The sequence below is a fragment of the Empedobacter tilapiae genome, from assembly GCF_004785645.1.
Classification (GTDB): Bacteria; Bacteroidota; Bacteroidia; order Flavobacteriales; family Weeksellaceae; genus Empedobacter; species Empedobacter tilapiae.
In genome coordinates this window covers 212,982-232,705 of sequence record NZ_SRPE01000005.1, presented here as the reverse complement: position 1 = coordinate 232,705, position 19,724 = coordinate 212,982, and the positions used below count along the sequence as shown (strand labels likewise).

The window sequence follows — 19,724 nt, the reverse complement described above, 5'->3', positions numbered from 1 at the left end:
ACGCTGATAATGAACGTAGACCTGCCTGATAAACTATATTATTCGATTGGCGAAGTTGCCAAAGCCTTTGATGTAAATGCATCGTTGATTCGATTTTGGGAAAAAGAATTTGAAATTATTCAACCAAAAAAGAACAAAAAAGGAAATCGATTATTTACCAAAAATGATATTGATTGTTTTAAGAATATCTATTATTTGGTCAAAATAAAAGGTTATACGTTAGAAGGAGCGAAACAAGCGATTGGTAAAAAAGGAATTGCGATAACAGCAGATGAAATAGATGTTGTGAAGCGATTAGAAAATATAAAAGATGAACTCATCAAACTTAAAATGAGTTTTGAATCGGAAGAAATTTTAGAAAAAGATGAACTGAATTAAGTTTATCTTTTTTGTTTTAATAATAGTATTTTGAAAAACTTCTAAAAATAGGTTTAAGTTTTTCACTCAATAATTCTTCAATTTTTTCTCTTTTTAATTTTTCAGAAGTATATAAAATTTCTAAAACTCCTACTTTAACGATATTTACTATTTCTAGATTATGACTTTCTCCAAGGGAATTAATAAACTCAAAAGAATTATCTATAAATTTATTTGATTGAGATTGTTCTATTTCATCAATTAATGCAGAAGTAAATTCATTCATGAAAAAATAAATACCTGTCTCTTCATTCTCATAGTAAGAATATTCAGGAACCATTTCATAAAGTTTATCTTTAACTATTTTAGATATAAAAATATCTAGTTTTTCAAAATCATTCATTTTTTTGTTTTATAAAACCTTTGTTTTAATAAATTTAAAACCAATTGCAAGTATAAAACTTATGATGATTAAAATCCAGTTTGGTTTTAGTTTAGTTTTTAATTCAAATAGTTTTGAAAAAATTTCAATCACTCTTTCTCGGTCAATAATTAAGATAACAAAGATCAAAACTTGATAAAAAATAGAAGAATTTAGCGCAACAATTTCATAGAAATAATCTTGTAGAATAATATTAACTAAAATTGAAGTTAATAACAAACATCCAAAAATTCTTGTCCTTCTAAAAAGTAATGTAATTGCACCTATCACTTCAAAAATTCCAATGATTATTGGATATCCTTTGGTAAAACTATAAAAACTCCACATCAATCGATGACCTTCAGGAAGATGATTATTAATGTTGTTATCCATATTTGTAAATTGAGTAGGTTTTATAATTCCATACACAAACATTGATATTGAAACTGTAAAAATTGCAGCCCAATAAAGTATATAAATTAGTTTTTGTTTCATTTTAATTGATTAGAACTTGAAATGCTTTTGTGAATTTTTCCAATTGTTGTAAAGTTCCTTCATCAATTATTTTTCCTTCCGAATTTACTTTTCCTTTTACACCTTGAATGAGTAAAGTTGTCTGTTCATTAAAGTTCGTCATCAATGTTTTCATTATCAATTGCAATTCTTCATGTCCTTTTTCTCCATTTGCAGACGCAGTGATAATTCCTAAAGGTTTTCTATCAAAAATAGTTGTCGAAACGCACCATTCTAATGCATTTTTCAATCCACTCGGAATGCTAAAAATATATTCGGGCGTACAAATAATTATTCCATGTGCTTTTTCTATTTCAGTTCTAAAATCAAGTATTTCTTGTGGTGTATTTTCGATAGAACGTTCTGGATCAAAATGAGGAAGAGTTTTTAATTCATCAAAAACAATATATTCTAAATATTGAGATGTAGAAGAAATAAAATTTTCTATTATTTTTTGATTAGATGAATTTTCGCTTGTGCTTCCATTAATAATGAAAATATTTTTCATTTTGGTTGATTTGATTATCTAAAATAGATAATTATTCTTAACTTATCTTAAGAAAATCTTCTGCTAAGATTTCGTAAATTTACAGATTCAAACGAAAACTCAATGTACTTAATATACGATACAGAGACAACTGGTCTTCCGAAAGATTGGAATGCGCCGATTTCTGACTCCGACAACTGGCCACGTTGTATACAAATCGCTTGGCAATTGCACGACGAAATGGGGCAAATTATTGAACATCAAGATTATTTGGTTCGTCCAGATGGTTTTGATATTCCGTACGATTCTGAGCGTATTCACGGAATTTCGACTGATTTGGCTACCGAAAAAGGTGTTCCATTAAAAGAAGTTTTAGATAAATTCAACGAAGTTTTAGGAAAAGCTAAATTCATTGTTGGACAAAATTTAGGTTTCGATATTAACATCATGGGAGCCGAATTTTATCGACTGAATTATGAAAATAATTTAGTCGAAAAACCTGTTTTGGATACCTGTACAGAAGTGACTGCAGAGTTGTTGAAACTTCCTGGTGGTCGTGGTGGTCGTTACAAATTACCAACGTTGACGGAGTTGCACCAATATCTTTTTGGTGTTCCATTTGGTGAAGCGCATAATGCAACTGCCGATGTGGAAGCAACTACGCGTTGTTTTTTCGAGTTGATTCGTAAAGGTATTTTTTCAAAAAACGAGTTAGAAGTTGAGGATGATTATTTTGTTCGATTTAATACAATTAATGAAACAAATATTCAGCCCGTTGGACTAAATCACGTCAATCTTAAAAAGGCTTCGGAAGAAATTGCGAAAATTAAAGCCAAAGAAGATGGAGGTGATGAGGTAGTTGAAATTTCAGAGGAAGTTTTAGAACAGTTTGAAAAAGCAAAATTTGCACATTTACATAATCATACACAATTCTCGATTTTACAATCAACCATTTCTGTCAACGATTTGGTGAGCGCTGCGGCAAAGAATAAAATGCCTGCAGTTGCGATTACCGATCATGGAAATATGATGTGTGCGTTCCATTTCAATGCGGCAGTTCAGAATCACAACAAAGCGGCAAAAGAAAAGAATGCAGAATTAATAGAAGAAGGAAAAGAGCCAACGGAAGTATTGATTACGCCAATTATTGGTTCAGAATTTTTTGTGTGTGAGAATCATTTAGACAAATCAAAAAAAGATAATGGTTATCAAATTGTTGTTTTTGCAAAGAATAAAAATGGTTATCATCATTTAGCAAAAATGGCATCGAAGGCGTATACAGATGGGTTTTACTATGTGCCTCGAATTGATAAAGCGATTATCGAAGAATATAAAGAAGATTTAATTGTTTTGTCTGGAAACTTACAAGGTGAAGTTCCAAACAAAATTTTGAATCTTGGTGAAAAGCAAGCTGAAGAAGCCTTACTTTGGTGGAAAGAGCAATTTGGCGATGATTTTTACATCGAATTGATGCGTCACGGACAAGAAGATGAAGATCGTGTTAATCAGACTTTGCTTGCGTTTGCCCGTAAACACAATGTAAAAGTTGTGGCGACAAATAATACCTATTATATTAATCAAGACGATTCGAATGCACACGATATTTTGTTGTGTGTGCGCGATGCGGAAAAGCAATCTACACCGATTGGTCGTGGTCGCGGATTCCGTTTTGGTTTGCCAAATCAAGAATATTATTTCAAGTCTGAAACTGAAATGAAACAATTGTTTCAAGATGTTCCAGATGCGATTATTAATATTCAAGAAATCATTGATAAGATTGAAGAGTACACGCTTTATCGCGATGTATTACTTCCAAAATTTGATATTCCAGAAGAGTTTCACCATGTAGAAGATGACGAAGACGGAGGAAAACGTGGTGAGAATGCTTACCTAAAACATCTGACATACGAAGGTGCGAAAAAACGTTATCCCGAATTAACAGATGAAATAAAAGAGCGTATCGATTTCGAATTAGCAACAATTGAGAAAACTGGTTATCCTGGTTATTTCTTGATTGTACAAGATTTCATTGCGGCAGCTCGTGAAATGGGCGTTTCTGTTGGTCCAGGACGTGGTTCTGCAGCGGGTTCTGCTGTTGCCTATTGTTTGTGGATTACCAATTTAGATCCAATTCAGTATGATTTACTTTTCGAGCGTTTCCTGAATCCTGACCGTGTGTCTATGCCCGATATCGATATCGATTTTGATGATGAAGGTCGATCGTTGGTAATGGATTATGTGATTGATAAATATGGAGCGAATCAGGTAGCGCAAATCATTACGTATGGTACAATGGCGGCAAAATCTTCGATTAAAGATACTGCGCGTGTATTGGATTTACCATTGTTTGATGCCAATCGTGTTGCAGGTCTGATTCCAAATATGAAGTTGTCTAAAATCTTCAATTTAGATGAAGCAGCATTAAAAGGAGCTTTAAAACCGGAAGAATTTGATGCGGTAAGCGAATTAAAACGTTTATCGAATGGAGATGATTTAGCTGCGGAAACTATTCAGCAAGCAAAAATTTTAGAAGGTTCTGTTCGTAATACGGGAATTCACGCGTGCGGAGTAATTATTACGCCAGATGATATTACGAATTTCGTGCCTGTAACAACAGCGAAAGATTCAGATTTATATGTAACACAATTTGATAACTCGGTTGCAGAAAGTGCCGGATTATTGAAGATGGACTTTTTGGGGTTGAAAACCTTAACATTGATTAAAGATACCATCAAATTAGTAAAAGCGAGAACAGGAATCGAAATCAATCCGGATGAAATTCCAATTGATGACGAAAAAACATATGAGCTTTTCCAGCGTGGTGAAACGGTTGGAGTTTTCCAATACGAGTCACCTGGAATGCAAAAATACATGAAGGATTTACGTCCGACAGTTTTTGCCGATTTAATTGCCATGAATGCCCTTTATCGTCCGGGGCCTATCGAATATATTCCGTCGTTCGTTCGCCGTAAAAACGGGGAAGAACCGATTCAGTACGATTTGGAAGCGATGGAAGAATATTTATCAGAAACCTACGGAATTACGGTTTATCAGGAGCAAGTAATGTTACTTTCGCAAAAATTAGCAGGTTTCTCGAAAGGTGATGCCGACGTTTTGCGTAAAGCGATGGGGAAAAAGCAAAAAGCTGTTTTGGATAAAATGAAGCCAAAATTTGTTGCGCAAGCTTCAGAAAAAGGGCATGATCCTAAGATTTTAGAAAAAGTTTGGACAGACTGGGAAGCCTTTGCTTCGTATGCTTTCAATAAATCGCACTCGACGTGTTATGCGTGGGTTGCATACCAAACGGCTTATCTGAAAGCGCATTATCCTGCCGAATATATGGCGGCTGTTCTTTCAAATAATATGAATGATATCAAGCAAGTCACATTTTTTATGGAAGAATGTAAACGTATGGGATTGGCGGTTCTTGGTCCAGACATTAACGAGTCGATTACAAAATTTAACGTAAACGAAAATTACGAGATTCGTTTCGGAATGGGTGCTGTAAAAGGTGTTGGGCAAGCTGCGGTAAATTCAATTATATCGGAACGTGAAGAAAATGGACCATTTAAAGATATTTACGATTTCGTGAAACGTGTCGAATTAAGAACGGTGAACAAAAAAACAATCGAAAATTTAGTTTTAGCAGGAGGTTTTGATTCGTTTGAATTTCACAGAGGACGTTATTTCTTTATCGATAATACAACGACGAATTTGGAGAAATTAATCAAATATGGAGGAAATTATCAGGAGCAAAAAAACTCTTCTCAAACTTCTTTATTTGGTGATTTTGGAGGAGATTCTGTTGTAGAAGATGTGGTTCCGATGTTGCCAGATTGCGAGAAATGGAATATGTTACAACTTTTGTCGAAAGAGAAAGAAGTTGTCGGAATTTATATTTCTTCACATCCGTTAGATGATTTCAAACATGAATTGAAAATGGCTTCAAATTGCAGTATTTCTGATATTAATGCGAATGAAGATAACTTTGTCAACAAAGAAGTTTCGATTTGTGGAATGATGTCAAATATTCAACATAGAATTGCCAAAAATGGAAACGAATTTGGTATTTTTACGTTTAGTGATTACACCGATTCGATGGATATTATGGTTTTTGGAAGCGATTATATGAAGTATAGACATTTTATGCAAGAAAATATGTTCTTGAATTTGAAATTGAATATCTCGAAAAAAGAATTCAAAGATAAAGAAGGAAATGTAACACAAGGACGTGTATATAAAAACATCACAAATATTTTATTATTGAATGAAATTGTGGAAAAACAAGCCGAAAAAATGACGGTTAAAATTGAAGTTCCAGAATTTTCGCAAGAAACATTTAACAAATTATCAGATATTATGTTCAAATATCAAGGAGATAAATTATTAAAAATTCAATTGATTGATCCAAAAGATTATTTGAACAATTTAGATTTACCAGCAAGTAAAATTAAAATTAATATTTGTCGAGATTTGTTGAAAGAATTAGATGAATTGCAAGAAATAACATTCAAACTGAATTAATTATTCGTTTCATCTATTTAATAATTGATAGATAATATGAACGAAATTTTTCAACAATAAAATTTTATGTAGATTTGTAAACTTAAGATTAGATAAAAAATATAAGATTATGGCATTAGAAGTAACAGACGCATCATTTGCATCAGATATTATAGAGTCAGGAAAACCAGCAATGGTTGATTTTTGGGCTGTTTGGTGTGGTCCTTGTAGAATGGTTGGTCCAGTTGTGGAAGAGCTTGCTACAGAATACCAAGGAAAAGCGGTTATTGGTAAAGTTGATGTAGACACAAATCAAGAAGTTGCAGCAAAATATGGAATCCGCAACATTCCTACAATTTTATTCTTCAAAGACGGAGAAGTAGTAGACAAAGTTGTTGGAGTTGTTCCAAAAGAGCAATTAGTAGAAAAATTAAACGCGATTTTATAATAAATTAAATCGCTGATTTTGAAATAAAAGAATCTCGGACGCAAAATTTCCGAGATTTTTTTTGAAAAAAATTTAGGTTTTATCAGAAAACCGCCTATATTTGCAATCCGAAATCGATACAGATTTTGATCCGGTAGTTCAGTTGGTTAGAATACTTGCCTGTCACGCAAGTGGTCGCGGGTTCGAGTCCCGTCCGGATCGCAAAAAGTTCGTTCTTTTACACAATATATTTTTTATAATTTTCTGATCCGGTAGTTCAGTTGGTTAGAATACTTGCCTGTCACGCAAGTGGTCGCGGGTTCGAGTCCCGTCCGGATCGCAATTTTTTATAAAAATTCATAAAAAATATATCAATTTATAATTTTCTGATCCGGTAGTTCAGTTGGTTAGAATACTTGCCTGTCACGCAAGTGGTCGCGGGTTCGAGTCCCGTCCGGATCGCATCTATTTCTTTTTCTATTTTAGATCGATCGAAAATTATAAATAAAAAAAACAGACTGATCCGGTAGTTCAGTTGGTTAGAATACTTGCCTGTCACGCAAGTGGTCGCGGGTTCGAGTCCCGTCCGGATCGCCAACTTTTATAAGCTTCACTTATTGTGAAGCTTTTTTTTTGCTCCAAACTTTCCTAAATTCTACTTTTGCATAACGCATAACGCATAACGCATAACGCATAACGCATAACAATGAATCATATTTATTTGGTGAACGCCTTGGTTACAGATGAAACGGGTAGAATGTTAGCTGTCCGAAAAAAGAAATCGAAATTTTTTCAGATGGTTGGTGGAAAACGAGAACAAGATGAAGAATTATTAACAACGCTTCGACGCGAATTTTTAGAAGAGATTAATATTAATATTCTACAGCACGATGTTTCATTTTTAGGACAACACACTTCTATTGCCGTTAACGAAGTGAATACCGAAGTTCATGCAAATGTGTTTCATGTTAAATTAAAATCGTTAGAAACTCTTAAAATCGCTTCTGAGATAGAAGAAATGGCATGGATAACGAAAGAGAACTACAAAGAATTTAAATTAGCACATTTATTAGAAGAATTTAGTTTCCCAATTTGGTTGAAAATGGATTTTTAAATTTTTTACAAAATTTTTGTAACGTTTTTATTTTATGTCTACTCACTAGTAAACACTAAAATAATTAAACGATGAAATCTATTTGGGAAGCAACTTTTGAAAATAATGTAATCAGAATTGAGAATAATTGGTTTTCTGGCGAAAAACTTTTTGTAAATGATAAATTACAAGATTATCAAATTAATTATTTTTCAACTCCAATTTTAACGGGACATTTGAAAAATTCGAAAGATGAAAAGTTAAACATCAAAGTAAATATTTTACAAGAATTTTTTGGAGTAAATTGTATTCTATTTATAGCTGATGAGCAGGTTGCATTAAAAAAGATAAAATAATTAGTAACAAAGATTAATTTTTTATACTAACATTTAAAATTAACACAATGAGAAAAATAATCACTTTTGTATGTCTTTTTATATTTTCCTTCACTTTTGCTCAAAACTCTCTTTTATGGAAAATAGAAAGTAAAGACTTGCAGCAACCTTCGTATCTATTTGGTACAGTTCATATGATTTGTAAAGACAAGTTTGCAATGCAACCAAAGTTGGTAAAAACAATTGAACGAACAAGTCAAGCAGTTTTTGAGATAGATATGGGAAATCCTAATTTTATGTCTCAAATGCAAGCTAATATGATGAGTGATAAAACAATTAGTTCTCAAATATCAAAGGAAGATTCTATTTATTTGGATAATCAACTAAAAACAAAGTTTGGAACCAATCTAGCAGCTTTTGATCAGATAAAACCAATGTTGATTATGGCGATGTTAATGCAAAGTTCTTTTCCTTGTCAAGTAACAAGTTTTGAAGAAGAAATCATTGCGTCGTACAAAGCAGCAAATAAACCAATGGCTGGATTATCTACAGTGAAAGACCAATATGATTACTTGGATCGTTTTATTGATTCACAAGAAATGGTGAAAGCCTTGAAAGAAATGGATTCTGAAAAAACAAAAGAAATTTTTGATACAATGTTTACAGCTTATAAGAATGAAAATATCAACCAATTGGATAAAATAATGAAAGAATATTCAGCTTCTAATCCAGAATTATATGATGTTTTGATGGTAGAACGTAATGAGAAATGGATTGAATTAATCCCAGAAATTATAAAAAGTAAATCAACTTTAATTGCAGTAGGCTCAGCTCATTTAGCAGGAGAAAAAGGATTGATCAATTTATTGAAATCAAAAGGCTACAAAGTGACAGCTATTCTAGACTAAGTATTTACATAAGTGAAGAATCAGAAAGAATTTTTAGAATTAATAGAACAGCATAAAGGAATTTTGTATAAAATTTCTAGGATGTATATGGATAATTCTGAAGATCAGAATGACTTGATTCAAGAGATTATTTTACAATTATGGAAATCTTTTGAACGGTTTAAAGGAAATTCTCAATTCTCAACTTGGATGTATAGAGTTTCGTTAAATACAGCTTTAACTTATTTCAAAAAAGAAAATAAAAAAACAAGTAGATATACTTTTTTAGAAAACGTTGATCAGATAGATGAAGTGGATTCTGATGAAAAAGAAACACAGCTTGAATTATTTTATAAAGCAGTTCATGAGCTGAATAAAGTTGAAAAAGCATTGATTTTTCTTTTTTTAGAAGGACAAAGTCACAAGGAAATTAGCTCTAACTTAGGAATTTCGGAAGGGAATGCACGTGTGAAATTGAATAGAACAAAAGAAAAAATACAAATCATCATTAAAAAATATGACTATGAATTTTGATGAATTACAAAAACAATGGGATAATCAGTCTTCAGAAAAAGTGAAGATAGGAAATGATTTAGATATAAAAACTGAAGCAAATACAGTTATTGATAAGGTAAGAAAAACGTTGAAAAAAGATTTCTTTTTTCAAATTACCACTTTCCCTATCTTACTTTTATTTCCGTATTATTTTGACATGAATAATCAACTTATTTGGTGGATTGTTATATGTTATTGTGCCACACTAATAATACCTTTTACATATATTTTTAGATTTTATAAACGTTCGTATCGTTTAGAATACAGTTCACTTAAAAATATTAATTGGTTCTATTACAATTATAAATCTTCTATAGATGTATATAGTATTTATACATATGTTTTATGTATTCTCATGATAATGTTTGTAGGAATAGTTTACATTCAGAAAAACACATTTATACATTTTGAAAGTCCATTACTTTTATATGTTTATATAGTCTCTATTTTAGTGATCTATGTCGTTTTTTGTATTTGGATATTAAAATGGTGGATTAATCAATTTTATAAAAAACCACTTGTAGAGTTAGAAAAAATTCTAAATCAGTTAGATGAGTAATTAAAAAAGAGTAACATTTAGTTACTCTTTTTTAATCGTTGTATGGAATATCTAGTACAAACTTAAATTTCATTGGAATATTATTTCGAAGAATTTCTACAGAAACCTTTTGAAACTCGTTCTGTTTCATGAACAATTCGATGTCATCTAAACTCATTTTATTCACTTGTTTTCCATTCAATTTTTCAAGAATATCATTTGCTTTTAAACCAGCTAAATCAGCATTAGAATTTTGTCTAACAGCTTCTATTTTGTAAATAGGCTTTAATACATATTGATAATTTATATTCTGAGTTGATAATGAATTATTTTCAGATACAGTAGTATTTTGAAATGTCATATTTATTTTTTCATTTTTCCATTCAAATTTATCATGAATAATAGTAAGTCCACTTCTATTGTAATGAAAAGCATCTCTGAAATTTCGGTTTGCTTTATAGTAAAACATTTGATTTTGATAATCTAAAATAATTGTAAATCGTCTCAAAATTTCATTTCCAATAGAGCCTTTTCGGTTATTTTTGAGATTAAGAAATTGTATAGACTCTTCGTCTGGGATAGCTATCAAAGGTTGCTGAAATTTATATTCTCCTAAATTCATAGATGTAATAACACCTCGTCTTCCATTAATAGCTCCATTAAAGCCTTTTCCTAATTCATCAGAAAATACACGTTGTAAGGGAATTAGATTTTCAATCTGATTTTCGAATAGCCACAAACCATCACTATTTCCAATGTCAATTAACATTTTTTGATTTGTATAAGTTATTTGATAGGTGAAATCAATTGTTGTGAAAGGTTTTATTTCTGGACTAATTTCTAAAAATTTAGATTGAAAATTTTTTAATTTTTTTAAAGCAAAAATAGATTTATAAATGGTAATTTTTCTTTTTGCATAATCAATTTGTATGGGATAATTTTTAAAGAACTCAGAACCAATTATTCCATGAACATCCATTCCTAAGCGAGAAAAAAGATTAAATCTTTCGTCTTGTATCACAATAATAGACATGTTGTTAGATGAAAAATTTTTCCCGAAAATAACTTGATTGCCTGTAGAATAAAAACCTTTAGTATCTCTATTATCTTTTCCTAAACCTTTTAAATTAATTTGCCGAAGAGTGCTTTTATTAATCGTTTCATCGTATTGACTAAATAAAATAGTTTCTTTAAGTCCAGAATCAATAATGAAATTCATTTGATGTCCGTTGAAAGTGATTGGAACAACAATTAAATTTTTAATAAATTGAAAAGATATAGTTTCTTTGTTTACATTCTCGTTCAAATAAAGTCCTGCTTTTTGTGCTTCAATTTGTAAAAAGGTAAATATAAAAATTATTGAAGTTAATAACCTTATTTTCATTTAATTTGTAATTTTTATTAAAATTATGCAAAAAAATAACGAAATGATGAAACTATTATTAATATTTGAATTGAAACTTTAATGTGTTATTGTGTAACCTTTGTGAATTTTGAACATCTATATTTTATAAAATTGATAAATGATTTATAAACAATTAGATGACAAAGATTTACTTTCTTTTTTATGTTTATAAAGTTTGCAAACACACAAGATTATAAAAAAGATACAATAGAATTAAGCGAAACCATTTTGTATGATAAAAGCAAATTTAGATTGAAGCGAGTTGGCTCGGATACCAAGACAAAATCAATTTTAATAGGATTAACTGCGGATATTAATTTTAATAAGGACTCGCTACCAAAATTTACCAAAGAGTTTGCGATTCCAATAAATGCCACCTAAAAAAGAGTTTACATTTCAACGCTTAAATTTCAATTTTAGTAATATTTTGAAATTGGATTCTATTATTTTGAAAGTAGATTTAACAACAGTGAACAATGAAAAACCAAATCAATCAATTTTAAAGAAATCTTGTGAAATTGTAGTTAGAAAAGAATATCAGCAAAATGATATCTTTTCGATGGATTTACGTGATTTGAATATAAAGTATCAAGATGATCTTTTATTAAAATAGAGTTGTTAACAGAAACCGAAAAACCTATTTATTTTAGTGGAGTTTTGCTTGTAAATTGTTTGTATAAAACAAGAGATTCTGATGTTTGGAAGAAAACGCCTTTGGGAATTACGCCAGCAATTAATGCAGATATTTTGATAAAAAGATAAAAGAGCTTTTCAGCTCTTTTATTATCGTGGTGTTCCCCAACCCCAAGGTGCTGGCGGAGTTTCAATTTCTTTTGTCAAGTCAAAATAGACGTTGAAAGGTGTTTTAGAACCTGCTTTTTGCAAGTTGTAACTAAACGTTTTATCATCTAAGGTAATCCACCAAATGTTTGTCGAAGCATAATCTATTAACGTTGCTGTTGCTTGATCGGCAGGAAACATCTGAAAATCTTTAAAACCATAATTTGTATTTGTTCCTCCATAAAATGTAATTGTTTCTGAAGTTCCATTGTCGTGTCGATGATCATGTTTTAGTGTGATTATTCCATCTTTTTTAGTCAAAATCCATGTCCTAGAATAATTATCACCAACATTGAATGGGATTTTAATTTCGTTTACAGAACAGCTTTTTACATGCATCGTTAATTTTTTGCCTGCAAAATCATCTCGTGTAATATGTTCGGGTAATTTGCCTTCGTAAGCTTTACCACAATGTTTTTTTAGATTGTTCCAAAAAATTTCTGAAGGCTTTTCGATTTGTGCAAAAAGCGAAGAGCAACCAATTAAAATGAATCCAAGTTGTAAATATTTTTTAATCATAATCAGTAATAAAAATTATTCAATAATGATTTTAAAGATAATATTAAAAAAGTGATAAAGAAATCTGTTTATTAATAGAGGAAGTAAAGAAGAAATAAAAAAGCCCTCGCTTGTTCAAGGCGAGGGCATATTGTTAAGTGTTTTTTATTTCAAATAAAAATTCTGAATTAAAATTAATTAATATCTATAATATTCTGGTTTAAATGGTCCTTCAACCGTTACACCAATGTATTCTGCTTGTTCTTGAGATAAAACTTCTAATTCTACTCCTAATTTTGCTAAATGTAATTCTGCAACTTTTTCATCTAAATGCTTAGGTAAAGTATATACTTCGTTTTTGTAAGCTGATGAATTTGTCCACAATTCGATTTGAGCTAAAGTTTGGTTAGAGAAAGAGTTTGACATCACAAAAGAAGGGTGACCTGTTGCACAACCTAAGTTTACTAAACGACCTTCAGCTAAAATGATAATGTCATTTCCGTTGATGTTGTATTTGTCAACTTGTGGTTTAATTTCCTCTTTCGTGTTTCCATAGTTTCCATTTAACCAAGCCATATCGATTTCATTATCGAAGTGACCAATGTTACACACAACTACTTTGTCTTTCATTTTCTCGAAATGCTCTGCACGTACAATTCCAAAGTTACCAGTAGTTGTAATTACGATATCAGCGTTTGCAACAACTGTATCTAAACGTTTTACTTCGTAACCTTCCATAGATGCTTGTAAAGCACAAATAGGGTCGATTTCTGTTACTGTAACAATTGCTCCAGCACCACGGAAAGAAGCCGCTGTGCCTTTACCAACATCACCAAAACCACAAACTACAACACGTTTACCAGCGATCATCAAGTCAGTAGCACGTTTTATAGCATCTACTGCAGATTCGCGACATCCGTATTTGTTATCGAATTTAGATTTTGTTACAGAATCATTTACGTTAATTGCAGGCATTGGCAATGTACCTTTTTCCATTCTTTCGTAAAGACGGTGTACACCCGTAGTTGTTTCTTCTGACAATCCTTTGATCTCAGCAACCAATTCTGGGTAACGATCAATCACCATATTCGTTAAATCTCCACCATCATCCAAAATCATGTTTAACGGTTTGCGATCTTCTCCGAAGAATAATGTTTGCTCGATACACCAATCGAATTCCTCTTCGTTCATCCCTTTCCAAGCATACACAGGAATCCCAGCAGCAGCAATTGCAGCAGCAGCATGATCTTGTGTAGAGAAAATATTACATGACGACCATGTAACATCAGCTCCTAAAGCAACTAACGTTTCGATTAATACTGCAGTTTGGATTGTCATGTGTAAACAACCCGCAATGCGAGCACCTTTCAAAGGTTGAGCAGCTTTATACTCTTCACGGATAGCCATTAACCCAGGCATTTCTGCTTCAGCCAACGTAATTTCCTTTCTTCCCCACTCAGCTAAAGAAATATCTTTAACTTTGTATGGAATGTATTGCGTTTTTGTATCCATCAATTGATATATTTAACTAACTTTTTAAGTTTAATAGGGAACAAATTTACAAACAAATTTCGATTAATAAAATGCCCGTTATTGATTATATTAACGATTTTAAACATACCCGAATTGTTACGTGGGAAGTTACAGAATCGAATGAAGAATTATTAGAATATCTTCAGTTAAAGGATTATAGAATAGAAAAATATAATAATCTAAGACCTAAACAGGCCAGAGAATATCTTGGTTTGCGCGCTTGTCTAAAGAAATTAAATTTGGATTATGACGTAAATTATGATGAAAGAGGAAAACCTTTTTTACCTACAAATAAAGAAATTTCCATTACACATTCCTATGGATTGGTTTCTGTTGGAGTAAGTGAATATAATATTGGAGTTGATATTGAATTGTCGCGTCCTAAAAAAATATTAAATATCAAACATAAATTTGCACGTCTAGATGAACTGGATTGGATTCCACAAGAACATGAAATTGAGTATTTACATATCATTTGGGGAATGAAAGAAGGTTTGTACAAATTGAATGGTGGAAATCTTTGGAATTTCTTGAATCATTATCGTGCCGAAGAATTTGAATTAATAGAGAATAAACAATTTATTTGTTGGATTTCGGATGATGTAAAATCTCGTAAATATCATGCGTTCTATAAAATGATTGGTGAATATTATTTAGTTTGGGTTTTGGATTATGAATAAATTGAAGTTCGAAATTCGAATTACGATTTAGAATGAATTATTTTTAATTTACAACCTATCACTCAAAATTTAAAAATGAACGATTTTATAGATTATATCATTTTGCCTTATAAGACCTATTCTACGCTTAATATTTTACTTGAAATAATTGCAACTTTATTTGGGATTATTTCCGTTTATTATACCTATAAACGGAATATTTGGGTTTATCCCACCACCATTGTTTCAACATTTATTTTCATTTATTTATTTTTTAATTGGGGATTATACGGTGAAACTATTATCAATATTTACTATACTTCGATGGCGATTTATGGTTGGATTCTGTGGCAAAAAAATCTTGAAGCAGATCACAAACATGTCGATGTTTCGTGGGCCTCGAAAAAAGAATATATATATGCAACGCTACTCTTTGTGTTGAGTTTTCTATTTATTTTGATGATTTATTATTTCCGTCCTGTTATTCAAAATGGTTTTAATATTAGTTTTATCAATCAATGTAAATTGTATTATACCAAAATTGATTTTATAGATGCCTCGACAACAGCTATCTTTTTGATTGGAATGTGGATGATGGCAAGAAGAAAAATTGACAATTGGTATTTCTGGATTATTGGCGATTTAATAATGATTCCGTTAATGATTTATAAAGGAGCAGTTATCACCTCTGTGCAATATATAGTATTGTTGATTTTATCATTTATAGGACTAAGCAATTGGATAAAATCATTCAAAAACTCCCAAAAAATAGTGAGCTAAGAAATAATTTTAATTTAGTATTTTAGCAACAATTATTAATTGAAAAATATCTATCTAAAAAAATAAACATATGGAAAATCAACAATTATATCAGCAAAACCAATTGGTTGCAGATGCAACTAGTGTAGAAAGAGCTAATTTTTATAAACATACTTATGGACATGTTGCCGGAGGGGTTCTAGTATTTGTTTTAATTGAATCTTTGATGTTAAAATCAGAAGCATTAGTAAGCTTCATGTTAAGTTTGACTTCTGGGTATCTTTGGCTTATTCTATTAGCAGGTTTTATGGGAATTACTTGGGTTGCTCAAAAAATGGCTTACGGATCTATTTCAAAATCTAAACAATATTTAGGCTATTTTTTATACATAGTCGCAGAAGCGCTGATCTTTGTACCAATGCTTTATATTGCATTGTATTATGGAGGAACATATGTTATAAAACAAGCAGCTGTTGTGACAGGTGGTTTATTTATAGGATTATCAGCAATTGTATTTTTAACAAAAGCAGATTTCTCTATTTTAAAAGGGGCTTTAACAATCGGATTTTTCTTAGCAATTGGTTTGATTGTTGCAGGAATGTTATTTGGGTTCGATTTAGGATTATGGTTCTCTGTTGGAATGTGTGCATTAGCTGGAGGAGCAATTTTATACAACACTCATCAATTAAAATATGAATTTGGAACACAACAATATGTTGCAGCAGCATTATCTTTGTTTGCTTCATTAATGTTATTGTTCTGGTATATTTTGAGAATTTTTATGAGTAGAGATTAATTATTAAGAAACAATAAATTTGTATATTGAACCGTAACATTTTTGTTGCGGTTTTTTTATTAAAATACTATGACAGATAAAGAAAAAGAAGACGATAGAATACAATCTCCGTTTCGACCAAAAGATTGGAACGAAATCAGAATAAATGATTCTTGGGCATTGTTCAAGATTATGGCAGAATTTGTAAATGGTTATGAAACCATGTCGAAAATAGGTCCTTGTGTATCAATTTTTGGATCGGCAAGAACACCAAAAGAAAATCATTATTACAAATTAGCTGAAGAAATAGCTTTTCAATTAACAAAAATAGGTTTTGGAGTTATTACAGGTGGTGGACCAGCTATTATGGAAGCTGCTAATAAAGGAGCACAGAAAGGAGGAGGATCGTCTGTTGGGTTAGGAATTACATTGCCTTTTGAAACTGAATTGAACAAATATATTGATCGTGAATATGAAATTAACTTTGATTATTTCTTTGCACGAAAAGTAATGTTCGTAAAATATTCACAAGGATTTATTGTAATGCCAGGAGGTTTTGGCACTTTGGATGAGTTATTTGAAGCATTAACATTAGTACAAACAAAGAAAACAGGTCGTTTTCCGATTGTTTTGGTTGGAACCGAATATTGGTCTGGTTTATTTGATTGGATTAGGAATAGAGTAATTGCGGATGGTTATATTTCAGAAAAAGATTTAGACCTTTTTCGTTTAGTTGATACAGCGGAAGAAGCAGTGACTCATATCAAAAATTTCTATGAAAAATATAATATAAAATTGAACTTTTAAGAATTAAAAACCACTTTGATAAAGTGGTTTTTAATTTTATTTTAAGAAGATTAATCTTTGAGAAGAAATGAATTAAAATAAGATTTAGCACAGTAAAGAAATGGAATCATTATTGAAAACAATTATTTATAAGTAATAGAAAAATGATAAAGAAAATAATTGGTTTAACCTTGATGACAATATTGTTCTTGACAAGTTGTAAAAACAAGAAAGAAACAAAATCAGATGAAGTAAAATCAGAAATGAAAGAGCAAGGTATTGTTCCTTTTACAGCTGATATGGCAGAAACGTCTGTTATATATGAAGTAAATGTTCGTCAGTTTTCTCCAGAAGGAACTTTTACTGCGGTTACTAAAGAAATTTCAAATATTAAGAAATTAGGAGTTAAAATCCTTTGGATAATGCCGATTTATCCAATTGGAGAAGAAAAGAGAAAGGAAGGATTAGGGTCATATTATTCAATCAAAGATTATAGAGGAATCAATCCTGAATTTGGAAATGCTGAAGATTTCAAGAAATTAGTGGATGAAGCACATAAAAATGGAATGTATGTTATTTTAGATTGGGTTGCAAATCGTACTGCTTGGGATCATTCTTGGGTAAAACAACATCCCGATTGGTATGAGCAGAACAAGGAAGGGAAAATTCATTCTTCTAAAAATTGGGCAGATACTGTAATGTTAAATTTTGATAATGAAGAAATGCGTAAACAGATGATTGCTGATATGAAATATTGGTTAGATGATTTCAAAGTTGATGGTTTCCGTTGTGATATGGTTAACGAAACTCAGATAGATTTTTGGAAAGAAGTAAAACTTCAATTGGCAAATGGCCGCGAAATCTTTATGTTAGGTGAAACAGAAAAACCAGAATTATTAGCAAATAATGCTTTCGATGCTGCTTATGGATGGAAATTATATCATATCATGACTGATATAGCAAAAGGATATAAAAATGTTTCTGCGATAGATGATTATATGGATTCAATTCCGAAAAAATGGCAAGCTGATGATTATAAATTATTATTTACATCTAATCATGACGAAAATTCTTGGAAAGGAACAGAATACGAAAGAATGGGTGATGCGGTTGAGATATTTGCAGTTTTAACCTATACTTTGCCTGGGATTCCATTAATTTATAATGGACAAGAAGAAGATTTTAATCGTCGTTTAAAATTTTATGGCAAAGATTCTATTGATCGTAATCCAAATGCCAAAATGCGAGGTGTTTACGAAAAGTTAGGAGAACTTAAAATTACAAATGAAGCCTTCAATGGAGCAAAAAAAGCAGCATCTTATGAACGATTAAAAACATCTGATGATAAATCTATTTTAGCTTTCAGACGTAAGAAAAATACTACTGAAGCTTATTTTATCGCAAATTTCACAAAAGAAAATAAAGAAGTTACAGTCCCAATTAATGGAGTTTATAAAAATTTCATGAATAATGAAGATATTACATTTGATGCGATGACAACTTTGAAATTAAAACCTTGGGAATATCTAATTTTAGTTCAAAAGAAAAATAAATTCTTAAAAGCTGGTTAAATTTTTAATCAGCTTTTTTTGTGGTATAATGCTTGTTGATAAACATTTAAAATCAAAATCATGAGAAAAATAATTTTATCAACAGCTGCTATTTTAAGTTTAGTTTTATCTTCATGCGAATCAAAAAAAACAGAAAATACAGAAGTTTTAACAAATAAGTCAGAAGTTGTAGAACAGCCAGTAGTTTCGGAAAGTGATATTGCAAATAATCTAGAATCATCTGCTTCTACAAATTCGTACATGGTTTTACTAGACAATGGGCAAGAGAAAAAGGTGGCGTTAGATCCGAATGAAACCATAATTTCAGCAAATAATTTACCTGTTAATGCACAGAATTTTGTATCGAAAAATTTTGGAAATATGGAATTTGTGAATGCTATAAAAGAAGTTGATCGAAATATTACAACGTACAATATTCAGTTAAAAGACGGGACAAAAATAGAGTTTACAGATAATGGCGATTGGACAGAAGTGAAGAATGGATTAGGAAAAGCGATTCCGATTAAATTTTTTCCAGATGGTATTCAAAAATATCTTCAATCAAAATATCCTAAAATTGATGCAAAATCAATTGAAATGGATTCAAAAGATAAAGAAATAAAAGTTGAATTATTACAAAATAAAGTCGATTTGAAATTTGACCTGAATGGTAATTTTATCAAAATTGATTAATAAAACGGAGAGAAACCTTGTCAGCCGATGAGGTTTTTTTATTTCTATTTTTTTTAAATTTTACAATAATCTTCACATCAGTTTTTAGCAATTTTCAATATATTTATAGT

23 protein-coding genes and 4 tRNA genes are annotated in these 19,724 nt (G+C 30.8%); 21 read left to right on the top strand and 6 right to left on the bottom strand.

Translation table 11 applies throughout. The features are described from left to right. Positions 1–9: 9 nt before the first annotated feature. The gene (locus E4J94_RS08615) at positions 10–378 is read left to right on the top strand and encodes a MerR family transcriptional regulator (protein ID WP_135835410.1); all 369 of its coding nucleotides are present in this window, start codon (positions 10–12) and stop codon (positions 376–378) included. A gap of 16 nt (positions 379–394) precedes the next feature. On the opposite strand, the gene E4J94_RS08610 is transcribed toward E4J94_RS08615, so the two are convergent. The 3 genes from E4J94_RS08610 to E4J94_RS08600 are packed head-to-tail and all read right to left on the bottom strand — an operon-like array spanning position 395 to position 1,799. Then, entirely contained in the window at positions 395–760 is a 366-nt protein-coding gene (locus E4J94_RS08610; RefSeq protein WP_135835409.1) for a DUF7674 family protein, read from the bottom strand. Positions 761–769: 9 nt separating this feature from the next. Continuing rightward, a complete protein-coding gene (locus E4J94_RS08605) occupies positions 770–1,273 on the bottom strand; it encodes a hypothetical protein (protein ID WP_135835408.1) in 504 nt (167 codons plus the stop codon). Position 1,274: 1 nt separating this feature from the next. Then, positions 1,275–1,799: an NADPH-dependent FMN reductase gene (locus E4J94_RS08600; RefSeq protein ID WP_135835407.1), complete on the bottom strand. Its 525-nt coding sequence runs from the start codon at positions 1,797–1,799 to the stop codon at positions 1,275–1,277. Positions 1,800–1,901: 102 nt separating this feature from the next. On the opposite strand from E4J94_RS08600, the gene dnaE reads away from it, so the two are divergent. The 11 genes from dnaE to E4J94_RS08545 all read left to right on the top strand — a co-directional run bounded on the left by dnaE (position 1,902) and on the right by E4J94_RS08545 (position 10,137). Further along, complete coding sequence (gene dnaE / locus E4J94_RS08595; protein ID WP_135835406.1) at positions 1,902–6,302, top strand: DNA polymerase III subunit alpha; 4,401 nt, start codon at positions 1,902–1,904, stop codon at positions 6,300–6,302. A gap of 109 nt (positions 6,303–6,411) precedes the next feature. Continuing rightward, positions 6,412–6,729, top strand: a complete 318-nt coding sequence (gene trxA, locus E4J94_RS08590) for a thioredoxin (protein ID WP_038331009.1) — start codon at positions 6,412–6,414, stop codon at positions 6,727–6,729. A gap of 127 nt (positions 6,730–6,856) precedes the next feature. Further along, positions 6,857–6,930, top strand: a tRNA-Asp gene (locus E4J94_RS08585). A gap of 44 nt (positions 6,931–6,974) precedes the next feature. Next, positions 6,975–7,048 (top strand) — tRNA-Asp (locus tag E4J94_RS08580). Between the two features lie 48 nt (positions 7,049–7,096). After that, positions 7,097–7,170: transfer RNA gene (locus tag E4J94_RS08575), tRNA-Asp, on the top strand. A 58-nt stretch (positions 7,171–7,228) separates the two neighbouring features. Next, a tRNA-Asp gene (locus tag E4J94_RS08570) sits at positions 7,229–7,305 on the top strand. 109 nt (positions 7,306–7,414) lie between these two features. Next, positions 7,415–7,822: an NUDIX hydrolase gene (locus E4J94_RS08565; RefSeq protein WP_135835405.1), complete on the top strand. Its 408-nt coding sequence runs from the start codon at positions 7,415–7,417 to the stop codon at positions 7,820–7,822. 71 nt (positions 7,823–7,893) lie between these two features. Further along, a complete protein-coding gene (locus E4J94_RS08560; RefSeq protein ID WP_135835404.1) occupies positions 7,894–8,157 on the top strand; it encodes a hypothetical protein in 264 nt (87 codons plus the stop codon). Positions 8,158–8,204: 47 nt separating this feature from the next. Beyond that, positions 8,205–9,044 (top strand): TraB/GumN family protein, encoded by an 840-nt coding sequence (locus E4J94_RS08555; RefSeq protein ID WP_135835403.1) that lies wholly within the window; start codon positions 8,205–8,207, stop codon positions 9,042–9,044. Between the two features lie 81 nt (positions 9,045–9,125). Further along, positions 9,126–9,557: an RNA polymerase sigma factor gene (locus E4J94_RS08550; RefSeq protein WP_246034292.1), complete on the top strand. Its 432-nt coding sequence runs from the start codon at positions 9,126–9,128 to the stop codon at positions 9,555–9,557. Continuing rightward, on the top strand, positions 9,547–10,137 hold the full coding sequence (locus tag E4J94_RS08545) for a hypothetical protein (protein ID WP_135835401.1): 591 nt from the start codon (positions 9,547–9,549) through the stop codon (positions 10,135–10,137). The genes E4J94_RS08550 and E4J94_RS08545 overlap by 11 nt, the downstream gene beginning before the upstream one ends. Before the next feature lie 31 nt (positions 10,138–10,168). Here the strand turns inward: E4J94_RS08545 and E4J94_RS08540 are convergent, their stop codons facing one another. Further along, positions 10,169–11,500, bottom strand: coding sequence for a retropepsin-like aspartic protease (locus E4J94_RS08540; protein ID WP_135835400.1), 1,332 nt, complete (start codon positions 11,498–11,500; stop codon positions 10,169–10,171). A 183-nt stretch (positions 11,501–11,683) separates the two neighbouring features. On the opposite strand from E4J94_RS08540, the gene E4J94_RS08535 reads away from it, so the two are divergent. Genes E4J94_RS08535 through E4J94_RS17590 form a run of 3 tightly spaced genes read left to right on the top strand, consistent with a single transcriptional unit; the run spans position 11,684 to position 12,283 of the window. Next, entirely contained in the window at positions 11,684–11,902 is a 219-nt protein-coding gene (locus tag E4J94_RS08535; RefSeq protein ID WP_135835399.1) for a hypothetical protein, read from the top strand. After that, positions 11,892–12,134 (top strand): hypothetical protein, encoded by a 243-nt coding sequence (locus E4J94_RS08530; protein WP_135835398.1) that lies wholly within the window; start codon positions 11,892–11,894, stop codon positions 12,132–12,134. Before E4J94_RS08535 ends, E4J94_RS08530 begins: the two co-directional genes overlap by 11 nt. A gap of 2 nt (positions 12,135–12,136) precedes the next feature. Then, positions 12,137–12,283: a hypothetical protein gene (locus E4J94_RS17590; RefSeq protein WP_168801847.1), complete on the top strand. Its 147-nt coding sequence runs from the start codon at positions 12,137–12,139 to the stop codon at positions 12,281–12,283. Positions 12,284–12,304: 21 nt separating this feature from the next. On the opposite strand, the gene E4J94_RS08525 is transcribed toward E4J94_RS17590, so the two are convergent. Both E4J94_RS08525 and ahcY read right to left on the bottom strand, forming a co-directional pair. Then, the gene (locus tag E4J94_RS08525; protein ID WP_135835397.1) at positions 12,305–12,880 is read right to left on the bottom strand and encodes a hypothetical protein; all 576 of its coding nucleotides are present in this window, start codon (positions 12,878–12,880) and stop codon (positions 12,305–12,307) included. Between the two features lie 177 nt (positions 12,881–13,057). After that, a complete protein-coding gene (ahcY, locus tag E4J94_RS08520; RefSeq protein WP_135835396.1) occupies positions 13,058–14,371 on the bottom strand; it encodes an adenosylhomocysteinase in 1,314 nt (437 codons plus the stop codon). 71 nt (positions 14,372–14,442) lie between these two features. Here ahcY and E4J94_RS08515 point away from each other — a divergent pair, with 71 nt between their 5' ends. The 6 genes from E4J94_RS08515 (at position 14,443) to E4J94_RS08490 (ending at position 19,614) form a co-directional block, all read left to right on the top strand. Then, positions 14,443–15,072, top strand: a complete 630-nt coding sequence (locus tag E4J94_RS08515) for a 4'-phosphopantetheinyl transferase family protein (protein WP_135835395.1) — start codon at positions 14,443–14,445, stop codon at positions 15,070–15,072. 75 nt (positions 15,073–15,147) lie between these two features. Next, on the top strand, positions 15,148–15,831 hold the full coding sequence (gene pnuC, locus E4J94_RS08510; protein ID WP_135835394.1) for a nicotinamide riboside transporter PnuC: 684 nt from the start codon (positions 15,148–15,150) through the stop codon (positions 15,829–15,831). 70 nt (positions 15,832–15,901) lie between these two features. Continuing rightward, on the top strand, positions 15,902–16,606 hold the full coding sequence (locus E4J94_RS08505; RefSeq protein ID WP_135835393.1) for a Bax inhibitor-1/YccA family protein: 705 nt from the start codon (positions 15,902–15,904) through the stop codon (positions 16,604–16,606). Between the two features lie 69 nt (positions 16,607–16,675). Further along, a complete protein-coding gene (locus tag E4J94_RS08500; protein WP_135835392.1) occupies positions 16,676–17,392 on the top strand; it encodes an LOG family protein in 717 nt (238 codons plus the stop codon). Between the two features lie 143 nt (positions 17,393–17,535). Next, positions 17,536–18,942: an alpha-amylase family glycosyl hydrolase gene (locus E4J94_RS08495; RefSeq protein WP_135835391.1), complete on the top strand. Its 1,407-nt coding sequence runs from the start codon at positions 17,536–17,538 to the stop codon at positions 18,940–18,942. A gap of 60 nt (positions 18,943–19,002) precedes the next feature. Next, a complete protein-coding gene (locus E4J94_RS08490; RefSeq protein WP_135835390.1) occupies positions 19,003–19,614 on the top strand; it encodes a PepSY-like domain-containing protein in 612 nt (203 codons plus the stop codon). The last annotated feature ends 110 nt before the right edge of the window (positions 19,615–19,724 follow it).

Coding starts and splice junctions, on each gene's coding strand:
- E4J94_RS08530 (WP_135835398.1), top strand. CDS start 11,892: ATGCCACCTAAAAAAGAGTTTACATTTCAACGCTTAAATTTCAATTTT.
- E4J94_RS08525 (WP_135835397.1), bottom strand. CDS start 12,880: ATGATTAAAAAATATTTACAACTTGGATTCATTTTAATTGGTTGCTCT.
- E4J94_RS08555 (WP_135835403.1), top strand. CDS start 8,205: ATGAGAAAAATAATCACTTTTGTATGTCTTTTTATATTTTCCTTCACT.
- E4J94_RS08615 (WP_135835410.1), top strand. CDS start 10: ATGAACGTAGACCTGCCTGATAAACTATATTATTCGATTGGCGAAGTT.
- E4J94_RS08610 (WP_135835409.1), bottom strand. CDS start 760: ATGAATGATTTTGAAAAACTAGATATTTTTATATCTAAAATAGTTAAA.
- E4J94_RS08545 (WP_135835401.1), top strand. CDS start 9,547: ATGAATTTTGATGAATTACAAAAACAATGGGATAATCAGTCTTCAGAA.
- dnaE (WP_135835406.1), top strand. CDS start 1,902: ATGTACTTAATATACGATACAGAGACAACTGGTCTTCCGAAAGATTGG.
- E4J94_RS08515 (WP_135835395.1), top strand. CDS start 14,443: ATGCCCGTTATTGATTATATTAACGATTTTAAACATACCCGAATTGTT.
- pnuC (WP_135835394.1), top strand. CDS start 15,148: ATGAACGATTTTATAGATTATATCATTTTGCCTTATAAGACCTATTCT.
- E4J94_RS08550 (WP_246034292.1), top strand. CDS start 9,126: ATGTATATGGATAATTCTGAAGATCAGAATGACTTGATTCAAGAGATT.
- E4J94_RS08500 (WP_135835392.1), top strand. CDS start 16,676: ATGACAGATAAAGAAAAAGAAGACGATAGAATACAATCTCCGTTTCGA.
- ahcY (WP_135835396.1), bottom strand. CDS start 14,371: ATGGATACAAAAACGCAATACATTCCATACAAAGTTAAAGATATTTCT.
- E4J94_RS08605 (WP_135835408.1), bottom strand. CDS start 1,273: ATGAAACAAAAACTAATTTATATACTTTATTGGGCTGCAATTTTTACA.
- E4J94_RS08600 (WP_135835407.1), bottom strand. CDS start 1,799: ATGAAAAATATTTTCATTATTAATGGAAGCACAAGCGAAAATTCATCT.
- trxA (WP_038331009.1), top strand. CDS start 6,412: ATGGCATTAGAAGTAACAGACGCATCATTTGCATCAGATATTATAGAG.
- E4J94_RS08560 (WP_135835404.1), top strand. CDS start 7,894: ATGAAATCTATTTGGGAAGCAACTTTTGAAAATAATGTAATCAGAATT.
- E4J94_RS08505 (WP_135835393.1), top strand. CDS start 15,902: ATGGAAAATCAACAATTATATCAGCAAAACCAATTGGTTGCAGATGCA.
- E4J94_RS08495 (WP_135835391.1), top strand. CDS start 17,536: ATGATAAAGAAAATAATTGGTTTAACCTTGATGACAATATTGTTCTTG.
- E4J94_RS08540 (WP_135835400.1), bottom strand. CDS start 11,500: ATGAAAATAAGGTTATTAACTTCAATAATTTTTATATTTACCTTTTTA.
- E4J94_RS08565 (WP_135835405.1), top strand. CDS start 7,415: ATGAATCATATTTATTTGGTGAACGCCTTGGTTACAGATGAAACGGGT.
- E4J94_RS08535 (WP_135835399.1), top strand. CDS start 11,684: ATGTTTATAAAGTTTGCAAACACACAAGATTATAAAAAAGATACAATA.
- E4J94_RS08490 (WP_135835390.1), top strand. CDS start 19,003: ATGAGAAAAATAATTTTATCAACAGCTGCTATTTTAAGTTTAGTTTTA.